The sequence below is a fragment of the Streptomyces sp. NPDC014727 genome (genome assembly GCF_043083485.1).
In the GTDB taxonomy this organism is placed as follows: domain Bacteria; phylum Actinomycetota; class Actinomycetes; order Streptomycetales; family Streptomycetaceae; genus Streptomyces.
In genome coordinates this window covers 1-13116 of record NZ_JBIBYR010000049.1, presented here as the reverse complement: position 1 = coordinate 13116, position 13116 = coordinate 1, and the positions used below count along the sequence as shown (strand labels likewise).

Annotated in this window: 10 protein-coding genes, 1 tRNA gene and 1 pseudogene; 5 read left to right on the top strand and 7 right to left on the bottom strand. The window is 71.0% G+C overall.

Translation table 11 applies throughout. The features are described from left to right. Positions 1-47: 47 nt before the first annotated feature. The 3 genes from ACF1B9_RS36625 to ACF1B9_RS36615 all read right to left on the bottom strand — a co-directional run bounded on the left by ACF1B9_RS36625 (position 48) and on the right by ACF1B9_RS36615 (position 4215). Complete coding sequence (locus ACF1B9_RS36625; protein WP_391746802.1) at positions 48-1214, bottom strand: substrate-binding domain-containing protein; 1167 nt, start codon at positions 1212-1214, stop codon at positions 48-50. Positions 1215-1590: 376 nt separating this feature from the next. Then, a complete protein-coding gene (locus ACF1B9_RS36620; protein WP_351082561.1) occupies positions 1591-3120 on the bottom strand; it encodes an amino acid permease in 1530 nt (509 codons plus the stop codon). A gap of 87 nt (positions 3121-3207) precedes the next feature. Continuing rightward, positions 3208-4215 (bottom strand): hypothetical protein, encoded by a 1008-nt coding sequence (locus ACF1B9_RS36615; protein WP_391746803.1) that lies wholly within the window; start codon positions 4213-4215, stop codon positions 3208-3210. 439 nt (positions 4216-4654) lie between these two features. On the opposite strand from ACF1B9_RS36615, the gene ACF1B9_RS36610 reads away from it, so the two are divergent. Beyond that, complete coding sequence (locus tag ACF1B9_RS36610; RefSeq protein WP_391746804.1) at positions 4655-6088, top strand: FGGY family carbohydrate kinase; 1434 nt, start codon at positions 4655-4657, stop codon at positions 6086-6088. A gap of 68 nt (positions 6089-6156) precedes the next feature. Continuing rightward, a pseudogene (locus tag ACF1B9_RS36605) lies at positions 6157-6356 on the top strand (FAD-dependent oxidoreductase); the annotation flags it as partial. A gap of 78 nt (positions 6357-6434) precedes the next feature. Here ACF1B9_RS36605 and ACF1B9_RS36600 read toward each other — a convergent pair. Next, on the bottom strand, positions 6435-6935 hold the full coding sequence (locus ACF1B9_RS36600; RefSeq protein WP_391746805.1) for a hypothetical protein: 501 nt from the start codon (positions 6933-6935) through the stop codon (positions 6435-6437). A gap of 80 nt (positions 6936-7015) precedes the next feature. On the opposite strand from ACF1B9_RS36600, the gene ACF1B9_RS36595 reads away from it, so the two are divergent. Continuing rightward, positions 7016-7810, top strand: a complete 795-nt coding sequence (locus ACF1B9_RS36595; protein WP_391746806.1) for a cobalt-precorrin-6A reductase — start codon at positions 7016-7018, stop codon at positions 7808-7810. Here ACF1B9_RS36595 and cobF read toward each other — a convergent pair. Beyond that, a complete protein-coding gene (gene cobF, locus ACF1B9_RS36590; RefSeq protein ID WP_391746807.1) occupies positions 7779-8531 on the bottom strand; it encodes a precorrin-6A synthase (deacetylating) in 753 nt (250 codons plus the stop codon). The two genes, ACF1B9_RS36595 and cobF, sit on opposite strands and share 32 nt — an antisense overlap. 79 nt (positions 8532-8610) lie before the next feature. Then, complete coding sequence (locus ACF1B9_RS36585; protein ID WP_391746808.1) at positions 8611-9132, bottom strand: DUF309 domain-containing protein; 522 nt, start codon at positions 9130-9132, stop codon at positions 8611-8613. Between the two features lie 108 nt (positions 9133-9240). Between ACF1B9_RS36585 and ACF1B9_RS36580 the strand changes: the two genes are divergently transcribed. Beyond that, positions 9241-11874, top strand: coding sequence for an ATP-binding protein (locus ACF1B9_RS36580; RefSeq protein WP_391746809.1), 2634 nt, complete (start codon positions 9241-9243; stop codon positions 11872-11874). 49 nt (positions 11875-11923) lie between these two features. After that, a tRNA-Pro gene (locus ACF1B9_RS36575) sits at positions 11924-11997 on the top strand. Between the two features lie 99 nt (positions 11998-12096). On the opposite strand, the gene ACF1B9_RS36570 is transcribed toward ACF1B9_RS36575, so the two are convergent. Next, a complete protein-coding gene (locus ACF1B9_RS36570; RefSeq protein WP_391746810.1) occupies positions 12097-13032 on the bottom strand; it encodes a tyrosine-type recombinase/integrase in 936 nt (311 codons plus the stop codon). Between the last annotated feature and the right edge of the window lie 84 nt (positions 13033-13116).

Here is a 13116-nt window from a genome sequence, read left to right as displayed (position 1 = left end):
GTACTGGTCAAGAGATCACTCAGAAGAAAATCAAAGCGGTCAAACGCTCATCTTGCGGAAGGGATCCTCTCCTGCGCCGATCCGCGCACCTTGAGCGTGGGCAGCAACTCCGTCCGGCGTACGGGTCCACTCGCGTCGACAGCCCCGGACAGCCTGTGGAGCAGCAGCTCCGCGGCCACGCGTCCGATCGCCGTCTTCGGCGGCGCCACCGCGGTCAGGGGCGTGCTGCCGAGGGCCGCGACCACATCGTCGTACGCCACCACGGAGCAGTCGCGGGGCACCTCGATCCCGCTCTCCGCCAGCCGCTGCACCAGCATCAACGCATCGACGTCGCCGTGCAGCACGGCCGCCGTGGCCCCTCGCTCCCGCAGCAGCGCCGCGAGGTCGAGGCCGGAGGGGCCATCGGCTCCGGGGCCCGGTGGCGCGACGGCTCCCGCGGCGGCGGAGTCGGGACCGGGGCCGGGCACCGCCGTCGGGGAACTCAGCACCACCGACCAGTCCTCCACCTCCGCACGAGCCGCTGCGATCTCGGCGAACGCCGCACGGATGCTGCGCGCCGTCGGGCTGTCGTCGCGGGCGGCCAGCACGATGCGGCGATGCCCCAGCGACACCAGGTGCTCGACGGCGAGGTGCGTCCCGTACCAGTGGTCGGAACAGACGGAGTCGAGGGCGTGCAGCGTGCTGCCCGGCCGGGGCCGCCGCTCCATGAGTACGGTCGGCACGCCCACGTCCGCGAGCCATCCGTAGTCCAGCTCCTCCGAGCGCGCGTTGCGCCAGCGCGGCGCGATCAGCAGCCCGCGCGCACCGTCCGCCAGTGCCCGCTCCACCAGTGGCCGTTCGGCTCCGGCCGCCTGGGGTGCGATGTGCAGGGCGATGCGCATGCCGGACTCCTCCAGAACGCTCCGGGCGCCGTGCAGGGTCTCGTACAGGTACGAATGCCGTTCCGGTACGACCAGGGCCACCGCCCCGCCCTCCCCGGCAGGTTCCTCGCCCCGCGACGCGGGCGCCGCGGCGGGCGGCTGCGCCTCCCCGACCGGCCGGGCCACCCCGTGCCCGCGCCGCAGCCGTCCGGCTTGGGCGAGCTCCTCGACGTCCCGCCTGATCGTGACCACCGAGACATCCAGCTCGGCCGCGAGCACGCTGACCTTGACGGCGCCGCGCGACTCCACCACCGACAGGATTCGTTGTCGCCTGAGTTCGACCGGCTCCCGCATGCTGGTGGCCCCCTCGCCGTACTGCCGCGTGCTGTTCGTTTGAGCGCTTCATGTGAGCGTTCGCGTCGCAGCATAGCGATCGCCTCAGCCCTGTCCATGCGCGTGGATCGTCCCGTGGGCCTCACCTGTCTCAGGGCGCTCTTGCGGGCGCCTGGTTCAACGCTCGCGGGCGGGGCGGCGGTGGCGCTGTCAGCCGCCGCCTGGCTCTGGCTGCCGTGGACGGGGTCATCGGCGCGACCGTCCTCGGCGGACTCCAGTTGCTCCTGCGCTGAACGCACACGACGTTCCGAACCCGCCGCACACACGCCTCAGCCCTCCCCGACAGCTGCTCGCTGCGACCGGGGAGGGCTGAGAAAAAGGCGTGGGCGGGGCCGGATCAGACGATGCCTTCCTCGATCTCCGCCTGCTCACGTGCGTTCCCGTACGCGGACGGCGTGCTGTACGAACGGCGCGCGACGAACCACCAGATGGTGGCCAGAACCAGCACGGCGACCAGCGCGATCGACGCGTAGTTCATCGAGTCGACCGTCACCGGGGACGACTGGGGGAGCAGGAACAGCACGGTCACGATGGCGACCCACACCACGGCGATCCAGCCGATCGGCTTGCTCCAGCGCCCCAGATGCCACGGCCCGCGCTCGAACCGGCCACCGGAGCGCAGCTTCAGGAAGATCGGGATCGCGTAGGCGGGCGTGATGCCGATGACGTTGATCGCGGTCACCGCACCGTACGCCGTGGCGGAGTACAGCGACGGCAGCGCCAGCACACCGGCGACGACGACCGACAGCCACACCGCGTTGACGGGCGTCTGGGTGCTCGCGCTCACCTTGCGCCACAGCGCCGAGCCCGGCAGGGCGTTGTCCCGGCTGAACGCGAACACCATCCGGCTGGCGGCGGCGACCTCGGCGTTGCCGCAGAACAGCTGGGCCGCGATCACGATCAGCAGCAGGGCCGTGGCCCCGGAGGTGCCCAGCGCGTCGATCAGGATCTGGGCCGGAGGCACCCCGGTCGCGCTGTTCTGGGTGCCCGCGTAGTCCTGGATCGCGAACGTCAGCCCGGCGAGCAGCACGAAACCGGCGACCCAGGAGACCCAGATCGCGCGGACGATGCCCTTGGCGGCCGTCACCGAGGCGTTCGAGGTCTCCTCCGACAGATGGGCGGACGCGTCGTAGCCGCAGAAGGTGTACTGGGCGAGGAGCAGACCGATCGCCGCCACGTACAACGGATTGTGCCAGCCCGTGTCGTTGACGAACTCGGTGAAGACGAACGAGGGCGACTGGTGGTGCGACGGCACGACCGCCAGTACGACGACGATCACCGCGACACCGGCGAGGTGCCACCACACGCTGATGGAGTTGAGCACACTGACGAGGCGGACACCGAAGAGGTTCAGCACGGCGTGCAGCAGCAGGATGCAGAGGAAGATGATCATCGTCTTGCCCGGTGTGGGGGTGAATCCCCACTGCAGATTCATCAGCGCACCGGTGAACAGCGCGGCACCGTAGTCGATACCGGCGATCGCACCGAGCAGACCGAGCAGATTCAGCCAGCCCGTGTACCAGCCCCACTTGCGGCCACCGAGCCGGTCGGCCATGTAGTAGAGCGCTCCCGAGGTCGGGTAGGCGCTGGTGACCTCGGCGAGCGCCATGCCGACACAGAGCACGAAGAGCCCGACACCGGCCCAGCCCCAGAGCATCACCGCCGGGCCGCCGGTGGACATGCCGAAGCCGTACAGGGTCATGCAGCCGGACAGGATGGAGATGACGGAGAAGCTGATGGCGAAGTTGCCGAAGCCGCCCATGCGTCGGGCGAGCACGGGCTGATAGCCGAGTTCACGCAGCCGCTCCTCCTCGTCCTTCGGCGGGGTGGCCTCCGCACCCGACTGGGTCGGGGTGGATATGGACATGGGAAAACCTCCATGAGGAGTGATGGGGACGGGAAGGAAAGCGGTCGGTCCGGAACGGGGATGCGGCTCGGCGCGCGGCGCCTTGGCTCAGCCGTGCGGCCCCCGTCCGGGGTCGCGGGACACCGCGAGACAGCGGCTGCGGGCACGCAGGAAGACTTCCTCGGCGCCACCGGGGGCCTTGGGGTCCCGTGTGCGATACACCCAGGGAACGGAGGTGAAATAGGGCCCGAGTTCCCGGAACACCGGTGCGGCGTCGGCGAATTGGAGGGCACCCCACAGGGCGTGGGCCAGATGGTTCAGGTCGAGCAGGGAGTGGGAGATCGGAGGCGTGCGACGGAACCAGAGCTCCAGCGCCCGAGCCGCGTCCCGCTCGGCGTCCTCGGTGACCCAGTGGAGATCCAGGGCCTTCTCGTGCCCGTGCTCGCGCCGGTAGCGCTCGACCCGCACATACAGGGGCAGCGCGTGCAGCGCGGATCCGTCGGGAGCGGAAGAGGCCGCCCACTGAACGAAGTTGACCGCCTCCGAGAGCGATCCGCCGGCCTTCCGCGCGTACACGAACTGGAGCATCCGGTGGTAGGCCTCGCGGTTGTACGGATCCCGTTTGTCGGCCTCCGCCAGCAGCCCCCACGGGCCGGGGAAGAGCATCGGCCCCGGCGGGTGCAGCCGGTGCTCCTCCAGTCGCTGGTGCTCGTCCAGCTGCGACAGGGCCAGCAGACACACCCAGGGCACCGGGTCGGCGGGTGAGGTGTGTGCGGCCGTCCGGCAGGCTCCCCAGGCTTCCTGCCACAGTTCCTGCGCACGGTGATGGCCCTCGCGATGGGCCCGCACGGCCCGCTCCACGACGACCCGTGCCTGCATCACGCAGGCGGCGACACTTCGCGGCTCCTCGGCCAGCCAGGCCTGCACCGCGTCCGAACCGGCGGCGATGGCTCCGAGCACCTGGGTGCGTTGCGTCCACAGGGTCCAGTCCGGCGTACGCTCCAGCAGATCGCGCATGGAAAGCCAGCGCCCGGTGCGCAGATCCTGTAATGCCACACGCAATTCGTTGTCATGGCCGGCCGGGTGATAGACCGGCCGGAATTCACTGTTGGCCATGGACACGCCCTGCCCATGTGCGGCCGGACGGGGTGCGATGGATGGGAGATCTCCTCAGCACGTCACGCAGCCCGGCGGTGGCATGGAACCCGTGCGGAAGCGGCCCGGGATTCGAGGTCTCGGAGCTCGGGAGGGAATGTCGGTGTCATCAATCCTCAAGGGCGTGGGGGGTGTAGCAGCTGTTGAACAATGAACTGCTCGAAAGCGTCCGGTTGTTGCTCGGCGGTGAGTGTAAGGCCAGTTGCCCCGAACTCCGGACCGATTCGCGGATCTTACTCAAGTCGACTGACCGGTACGGACGTTGATCAACATCCGGCCGTTCCGGACGTGCGCCCGGACGGCCCTTGACGTACGCGGTGGTCTGCACCACTCTGGGCGGCGGAGACCAATGATCACGATTCCGTTCAAGCCGTAGAGCTTTCGCACGACTGGAGTGTCGATGACAGGCCCGGTACTCGCGGTGGACCAGGGCACGTCGGGAACGAAGGCGCTGGTGGTCTGCCCGGAGCGTGGCGTGATCGGTTCCGGTTCGGCTCCCGTGCGGCCGCGTCACGGCGCCGGAGGGGCGGTCGAGGTCGACCCGGCCGAACTGCTCGGCTCGGTCGTCGAGGCCGGGCGTCGGGCGCTGCGCGAAGCGGGCGAACCGGTGGCCGCCGTCGGCCTCGCCAACCAGGGCGAGACGGTGCTCGCCTGGGATCCGGGCACCGGGCGTCCGCTCACCGAAGCGATCGTCTGGCAGGACCGGCGCTCCGCACCCGTCTGCGCGGAACTTGCGGCGCACGAGGAGGAGTTGACTCGCCTCACCGGGCTGCCGCTCGATCCGTACTTCGCCGCCCCCAAGATGGCCTGGATCCGGCGCGAGCTGACCCGCGAGGGCGTGGTCACCACCAGCGACTCCTGGCTCGTCCATCAGCTGACCGGTGCGTTCGTCACGGACGCGGCGACCGCGGGACGCACTCAGCTGCTCGACCTCGACCGGGTCCGGTGGTCACCCGAGGCCCTGGACGTCTTCGGCCTCGGCGACGAGCGCCTCCCGGCCGTCGTCGACTCCGACGGCGTCGTCGGTACCACGACCGCCTTCGGCGGCGAACTCCCGCTGACCGGACTCCTCGTCGACCAGCAGGCCGCCCTGCTCGCCCAGAACGCCCTCGACCCCGGCAACGCCAAGTGCACCTACGGAACCGGCGCCTTCCTGCTCGCCCAGACCGGTCCTGCGCCCCGCCGCGGGTCCACCGGACTGGTCAGCTGCGTCGCCTGGCGGCTCGGCGGCCGCACCAGCTACTGCCTCGACGGACAGGTCTACACCGCCGCGTCCGCCGTCGACTGGCTCACCGGCCTGGGGGTGATCGCGGGTGCGGCGGACCTCGACGTGGTCGGCGCCGGCGTCCCCGGCTCCGGCGGTGTCACGTTCGTACCGGCGCTCGCCGGTCTCGCCGCCCCCTGGTGGCGCGGCGACCTGCGCGGATCGGTGACCGGCCTCGGCCTCGACACCACCGCGGGCCATCTGGTGCGTGCGCTGTGCGAAGGCATTGCCGCACAGGTCGTCGAACTCACCGAGGCGGTCGCGACCGACCTGGGCTCCCCGCTGACCTCGCTCCGGGTCGATGGAGGCCTGACCCGCTCGGCACTGCTCATGCAGACCCAGGCCGACCTGCTGCAACGCCCCGTCGAGGTGTCCGCGCTGCCCGATGTCACCGCACTCGGCGTCGGAGCCGTCGCCCGCCTCGGCCTCGACCCCCGGCTCCCGCTCCGGCAGGCCGTACCCGAATGGAAGCCCGCCGCCGTGTACGAACCCCGGATCGGCGCCGACGAGGCGGCCGAACGCCTCGCCGGATTCCGCGCCGCCGTGCAGACCATGCTGGATCACGCCTGATACCTACGAGAGTCATGCGATGAACCGCAGGATCACCACCGCCGGAGCACTGCCCGCCGACCTGGTCGCGCTACCGGCTGCGCATCGCCCTCGTCGAAGCCTCGGACGACATCGGCAACGGCACATCGAAGGCCGACACGGCCATCCTGCACACCGGTTTCGAAGCGGTACCCGGCTCGCTGGAAGCCCCGTACACGAGGGGCAGCGCAGGCTCCTCGCGTACGCCGCCGAGACCGGCATCCCCGTCGATCGCGTCGGCGCGCTCCTCTCCATCTGCGCGCCGACCGGCTCGACCGGGTCGATCCGCACGGCGCGACCATGCGGATCGCACTGTCCTGACCATGCGTCAGGGAATGAGCAGCCAGTCCGAACCGATCGCCGCCAGCAGCCCGACGGCCAGTAGCCAACTGCCGAGCCGAGTACGACCGTTCCTGCTCAGCTCGATCACGATCCCGCACAGGATCAGCGCGAGCCCGTAGACCCCGACCACCAGCACGGACGACCGACTGGCGATCCGCAGTGCGAGAACGACCGCCATCGCCGCCATGCCGATCGACGAGAGGACGATGCGCAGCCGTCTCGCCTGACGTGGTGTCAACCGGCGTTCGCCCGTCTCGGCAGCGGTCTCCGGATCGGCCGCAGGAGCCGCCTCGGGGGCGGTCTCCGCGACGGCCTCCGCCGAGGCCCCTGGAACCGGGTGCGCCGGCGTCCGCGAAGCAGATTCCGGAACGGTCTCGGGAGCTTGCGTGGGAACGGCCTCCGGAACAGCTGCGGGAGCCGTCTTCGACGCGGCCTCCGGATCGGCTATCGGGCTGTCCACGGCATGGTCCTGGTCAGAAGTGCTCATGACGCCGGATCGTAGTGGCTGCGGGCAGCCCTGTTCGCCGCTCCGGGCGGCGGACGGCCATAGTGACGTAGGTTCGGTGCATGCCCGGCCACATCCTCATCCTCGGCGGTACGACCGAAGCCCGGCAGCTCGCCGCCGAGCTGGCCGGGCCCGGCGGCGAGACGACCACGCGCGTCACCACCTCGCTGGCCGGCCGGGTCGCCCGGCCCCGGATGCCCGCGGGGGACGTCCGCATCGGCGGCTTCGGCGGCCCCCGGGGCCTCGCCGACTGGTTGCGAACCCACAGCGTGGACACCGTCGTCGATGCCACCCATCCGTTCGCCGACACCATCAGTGCTAACGCCGCCGAAGCCGCGAAGGCCACCGGCACCGCACTGTTCGCACTGCGCCGCCCCGGCTGGACGGCGGGCCCCGACGACCAATGGCATCAGGCCGACGACCTCGCCGACGCCGCTGCCCGACTGCCCGGCCTGGGTCGCCGGATCCTCCTCACCACCGGCCGTCTCGGCCTGGCCGCCTTCGCCACCGCCCCCGGCGCGGACCGGCTCCACTTCGTCGTACGGTCCGTGGATCCGCCCGAGCCGCCGCTGCCCCGCCACACCGCGGTGCTCCTCGACCGCGGTCCGTACACCGTCGAGGGCGAGACGGCGCTGCTGCGCGACCACACCATCGACGTCCTGGTCACCAAGGACAGCGGCGGTCCTGCCACCGCGGCGAAGCTCACCGCTGCCAGGAACCTCGGGCTGCCCGTGGTCGTGGTCCGCCGACCGCCGCCGCCCGACGGCGTGCGCGTCGTGCACGATGTCGCCGCGGCGCTCCGACTGCTGTGCCAGGAAGGCGGATTCAGTCGCGACGCAGCAGATAGGTATCCATGATCCAGCCCTTGCGGGTCCGCGCCTCGGCCCGCAGTTCCTCGATCCGGTCCGACACCTCGGCGAGGCGTCCGGAGACCAGGATCTCGTCGGCGGTCCCCACGTACGCCCCCCAGTAGATGTGCAGATCCTGGTCCAGGTGGCGAGTGAACGCCTGCCGCGCGTCGAGCATCACCACGACGTCGTCCACCCCCTCGGGCCAGCCCTCGGCCAGCCGTCGGCCCGTCGTGATCTGCACCGGACGCGCCACCCGGTTCAGTCCCGTCCGATGCCTGGCGAGCAGTGCGGAGACGCTGCTGATCCCGGGGACCACTTCGTGGTCGAAGGTGACCGCACCCCGGTCGAGGATCTCTTCGAGGATGCCGAGTGTGGAGTCGTACAGCGCGGGATCGCCCCACACCAGGAACGCCCCGCACTCGTCCTCGCCGAGTTCCTCCGCGATGAACCGCTCGTACAGATCCGCACGGCGGCTGCGCCAGTCGTCCACCGCGGGTGAGTAGTCCGATGTCCTGCGATCCCGCTCCGGATCCCGTGCCTCGATCAGCCGGTACGCGTCCTTCACATGTACGTCGAGGATGTCTCGTCGCAGCCCGGTCAGATCGGACTTCTCCTCGCCCTTGTCGAGGATGAAGAACGCATCCGCCCTGTTCAGCGCCTTGATGGCCTGCAGGGTCAGATGGTCGGGGTCGCCCGCGCCGATACCGATGACATAGATCTTTCTCACCGCACCGAGTCTGCCCCATGCCCCACCGCCCGCGCCGTCCGGGCCACCGCCCGTGCGCCACCGCCCCCGGTCGTCCGGGCTACGGCTCCAGGGGCCGCAGACGGGGCGCCTCGACGGCAGCGTCCACGGGTTCGGCGCTCGCCCCCCGCACGTCGGCCGCGTTGCCGCCCGGCTCCACCCGCCCCGCCAGCTCCCCGGCCCAGCGGATCAGTCCCTCGACCCCGATTCCGTGAGGCCGGGTGGCCCTGTACTCCGCGAGGGCCGCCGCGCCGCGCCGCAACAGCCTGGCCCCGCCGGTCGTGTTGCCCCGCGCCGCGTGTGTCAGCCCCACGGCCAGCTGCGCGAGCCCGCGCCACAACTCCCGCTCCGCCACCGGCCGCGACTTCCACGCGTCCTCGAACACCTCGTGCGCATGGAACGGCATCCCCGAGTCCAGCAGCCGCTGTGCCTCACACAGGGTTTCCTCGGGCGTACGTACGACCCCCTCCGGCTGCCGCTCCACTCCCGGAGTCCCGTACGGCAGCGGGCGTCCCAGCCCGTCACGGGGGCGCGCATTGCGCGCCCGGCCCTCGGCATCGCGGTCGCGGTGAGTCTCGTCCACCCCTCGATTGTGCCCCGCACCTGCGGCGAACTGCTCGAACCACTGTCCGTGGACCCCCGCGCACGACTAGTGTCGACAGTCATCCGCACCACTTTGGGGAGGGTAGGGATGAAGCAGTCCCGGCCGCTGTACGAGCGCGAACCGGAACTCGCCGCTGCCGCACAAGCCGTGGATGCCCTGTGCGGCGCCCAGGCGGCCGGCGGGCTGCTGATCTTCAGCGGTGAGGCCGGCATCGGCAAGACAGCACTGCTCGCCGAGATCCAGGCGATGGCCGCCGACCGCTGCACGGTCTGGTCCGCACGCGGCGGCGAAACCGTCACGTCCGTGCCGTTCCACGTCGTACGCCAACTGCTGCAGCCCGCCCTCGACCAGTTCCCGCCCGACGAGGTGCGGACCCTGTTCGGGGCCTGGTACGAGATCACCGCGCCCGCACTCGGGCTCGCTCAGCCGACCGGCCCGCAGGCGGATCCGCAAGGGGTGCGGGACGGCCTCGACTTCGTCGTCTCCCGCCTCGCGTCCCGGCTCAGCCACCGTCCGCTGCTGCTCGTCATCGACGACGCGCACTGGGCGGACGGCGAATCCCTCGCCTGGCTGGCCTCGTTCACCGCCCGCCTCGGTGAACTGCCCGTCCTGGTCGTCCAGGCCCACCGGCCGGAGGAACTGGCGGCGCGGCAGAAGGAGAGCGGAGTGGGCAGCTCGCATCCTTCCCAGGTCCGGGTGGCGCTGCGCGCCCTCACCCCGGACGCCACCGCGGAACTGGCCCGTGCGGCCCTCGGGGAACACGCCGACGATCCCTTCTGCCGCGAGGTGTGGGCCGTCACCGGCGGCAACCCCTACGAGGCGGTCGAACTCGTCGCCAAGGTCCAGGACCGCGAGCTGGCGCCGCTGGAGGAATCGGCCGGGCTGCTGCGCGAACTCGGCGCGTCGGCCCGTGGCAGCGGCCTCGTCGCGCGGCTCGAACGGCTCGGCACGAATGCCAACCGGTTCGCCTGGGCCGCCGCGGTCCTCGGTACGGACATCTCGCAGGATCTCGCCGCCACCCTCGCCGGAATGAGTCCCGCCGAGGCGGCCGACTGCACGGCGCGGCTGCGCGAGGCCCGTATCGTCACCGGCTTCGACCCGCTGGAGTTCGTCCACCCGCTGATCGCCACCGCGGTGTACCGCTCGATCCCGCCGGCCACCCGTACCGCCATGCACGGCCGGGCGGCCTGGGCGATCACCCGGGCCGGCCTCGGTGCCGCGGCGGCTTCCCGGCACCTGCTCGAAGTGCACCCGGACGACGACCAGGAACTGGTCGAACAGCTCCGCGACGCGGCCAAACAGCATCTCGCGGTCGGTGCTCCGCAGGCGGCCCGTCGCTGCCTCGAACGCGCCCTGGAGGAACCGCCGCGCCAACGCGTGAAGGCAACCCTGCTGTACGAACTGGGCTGCGCCACGCTGCTCAGCTCCCCGGCCACCACCGTCCGGCATCTGCGGGCCGCCCTCGACATGCCCGGACTCGACGACGACCAGCGGGTCGACGCCACCTACCGGCTGGCGGCCGCGCATTCCCACAACAACCAGCTGAAGGAGGCGGCCACCGCCCTCGCCGCCGAGGCCGCGCGCACCGCGCCCGGCCCCGGCCTGATGCGGCTTCAGGCCGCCCACTTCCTCTGGGAGGGCATGCAGTCCACCGAGGACGACGGACCCGCCCGCTCCAGCAGGCTCGCCCGGAACGCCGACCATCTCTCCGGCCGCGACAACGCCGAGCGCGCCCTGCTCACGCTCCGCGCCTTCGACGCCATGATGCGCGGCGAGAACTCCCAGCTCATCGTCGACCTCTGCGAACGTGCCCTGGTCGACGGCCACCCCGCCCGCGGGCTCGGCTGGACCGACACGGAATGGGGCTTCGAGCTTCCGACCCTCGTCGGCATCACCTACGCCTTCACCGACCAGCTCGACCGTGCCGAGGAACTCTTCGGCGAGGCCGTCAGGGCCTTCGAGATCTCCGGCTGGAGCGGTGCCCACCTCGCATTCGCGCACACCCTGCTCGGTCTGGTCCACCGCCGCCGCGGACGACTCGCAGAGGCGGAGGGCTTCCTGCGTGAAGGGCTGCGCCTCGCCGACCGTGTCGGCAGCGGACTCCCCGTCCACTGGGACGCGGCCTGCCTCCTGATCGATACGCTGATCGCCCGCGGCCGGGTCGCGGAGGCCCGCGAGATCGCCGACCGTTACGACTTCGGTCCGCCCTATCCCAGCGCGATGGTGCTGCCCGACGCCCCGTGCCTGCGCGGTCGGCTGCTGCTGGCCGAAGGCCGTACGGAGGAGGCGGTCACCGAACTGGAAACGGCCGGCCGTGCCCTCGAAGCACGAGGCAGATTCAACGGCGTATGGGCTCCCTGGGCCGGCGATCTCGCCCGCGCCCTGGCCGAGGAGGACCCGGGCCGCGCCGCCCAGATCGCCGGCTCTGCCCGGGTGCACGCCGAGCGCTTCGGTACGGACACCGCGATCGGTGAGGCCCTGCGCTGTGTCGCGCTCTTCGCACGTCCGGAGGACGCCGTCCATCTGCTGGCCGAGTCGGTCCGTCATCTGGAGGCCTCCCCGTCCGCGTACGAACATGCCCTGGCTCTCGTCGACTACGGCATCGCGATCCGCTCCCCGCGCGAACTCGCCAGGGCCCACAAACTGGCCACGGCGTGCGGCGCCGAATCCCTGGCCGACCGCGCCCACCAGGCACGGGCGTCGATCCGGTCCTCGGAGTGAGGTAATGTTTGTCCTGCGCAGCCGCCCGGGAAGACCGGGGGAATCGCATCGGGACGTGGCGCAGCTTGGTAGCGCACTTGACTGGGGGTCAAGGGGTCGCAGGTTCAAATCCTGTCGTCCCGACTGGAGACAGTCGCAGGTCAGGGCCGGTTTCGGAGGTGTCCGAAACCGGCCCTCGATCATTCTTGGGGACCAGTTGGGGACCGGCGCCCTTGACCGGGGTCAGCGGGTCACGACGATCGGGCTCGGCAGTGGGCGTGGTGCGCGGAGCACGCTGAGGTGTGCGGAGAGCGCCGCCCCGGCGGCCGTGATCTTGTGTACGTCGGGGTGCAGGTAGCGCTGGGTGGTGGTCAGGGAGCCGTGGCCGGCGATCCTGCGGAGGACGTGTACCTGGACTCCGGCGTCGGCGAACCAGGTCAGTCCGGTGTGCCGGAGGTCGTGGCGGCGCAGGTGTTCGTAGCCGAGCTTGGTGACCACGTCGTCCCAGTGTGTCGCGTCGCGCAGGACGGCGGTGGAGATGCGTCCGCCGCGCGGGCCGGTGAACAGGCGGGCATCGGGATTCGGGCCGGCGGACAGGACGCGCTGAGCGACGAGGGGACGGATCTCCTCGACGATGGGAACGAGCGCGTCGGCCAGCGCGACGAGGGTCTCCCAGTCGGGCAGGGCCAGCGCCCGTGGGTCGTGGAGTTCGTCCTCGGCCTGCTTGTAGAGCTTCTGCCAGCCGGTCACCCGGGCGGGGTTGACCTTGATGATGCGGTCGCGGACTGCCTGCTCCATGACGCGGACCAGGACGGCGATCGTGTTCTTCACCGTGGAGCGGCTGTGCTCGTCGGCGATCCAGTTCTGCACGGTGCGGTCGACGACACCATTGGTGATCATCCGCACCGCGAGGTGGCCCAGGGCGGGGACAACGCGCATCCGCCACCCCGACAGGTAGGGGTCCAGCGTTTTCAACTCCAGGCCACGCAGGGCGAGGTCCATGTTCGCCTCGCCGTATTCGGCGAGCTTCATGGTGGCCAGCGACGGGCTCAGGCCGGCCTCCGCGGCCTCGATGATGGCCTGGAGCCATTCCTGGGCCTCTTCTTCGCTGTCCTTTCCCTCGGACAGTGACTGGCGGCGCTTGCTGGTCGGATCGGTCCACCGGACAGGGTCTGTCAAACGAGCGGTGTAACTCGGGTTGTTGAGGGTTACTGACGGGCGGCGGAGAGGCGGCCGTCGAAGGTGATGTCGAAGGCGTTCAGT

Bases quoted from the DNA above. Each gene is read 5' to 3' on its own strand.
- ACF1B9_RS36625 (WP_391746802.1), bottom strand. From the start codon at position 1,214: ATGCGGGAGCCGGTCGAACTCAGGCGACAACGAATCCTGTCGGTGGTG.
- ACF1B9_RS36620 (WP_351082561.1), bottom strand. From the start codon at position 3,120: ATGTCCATATCCACCCCGACCCAGTCGGGTGCGGAGGCCACCCCGCCG.
- ACF1B9_RS36615 (WP_391746803.1), bottom strand. From the start codon at position 4,215: ATGGCCAACAGTGAATTCCGGCCGGTCTATCACCCGGCCGGCCATGAC.
- ACF1B9_RS36610 (WP_391746804.1), top strand. From the start codon at position 4,655: ATGACAGGCCCGGTACTCGCGGTGGACCAGGGCACGTCGGGAACGAAG.
- ACF1B9_RS36600 (WP_391746805.1), bottom strand. From the start codon at position 6,935: ATGAGCACTTCTGACCAGGACCATGCCGTGGACAGCCCGATAGCCGAT.
- ACF1B9_RS36595 (WP_391746806.1), top strand. From the start codon at position 7,016: ATGCCCGGCCACATCCTCATCCTCGGCGGTACGACCGAAGCCCGGCAG.
- ACF1B9_RS36580 (WP_391746809.1), top strand. From the start codon at position 9,241: ATGAAGCAGTCCCGGCCGCTGTACGAGCGCGAACCGGAACTCGCCGCT.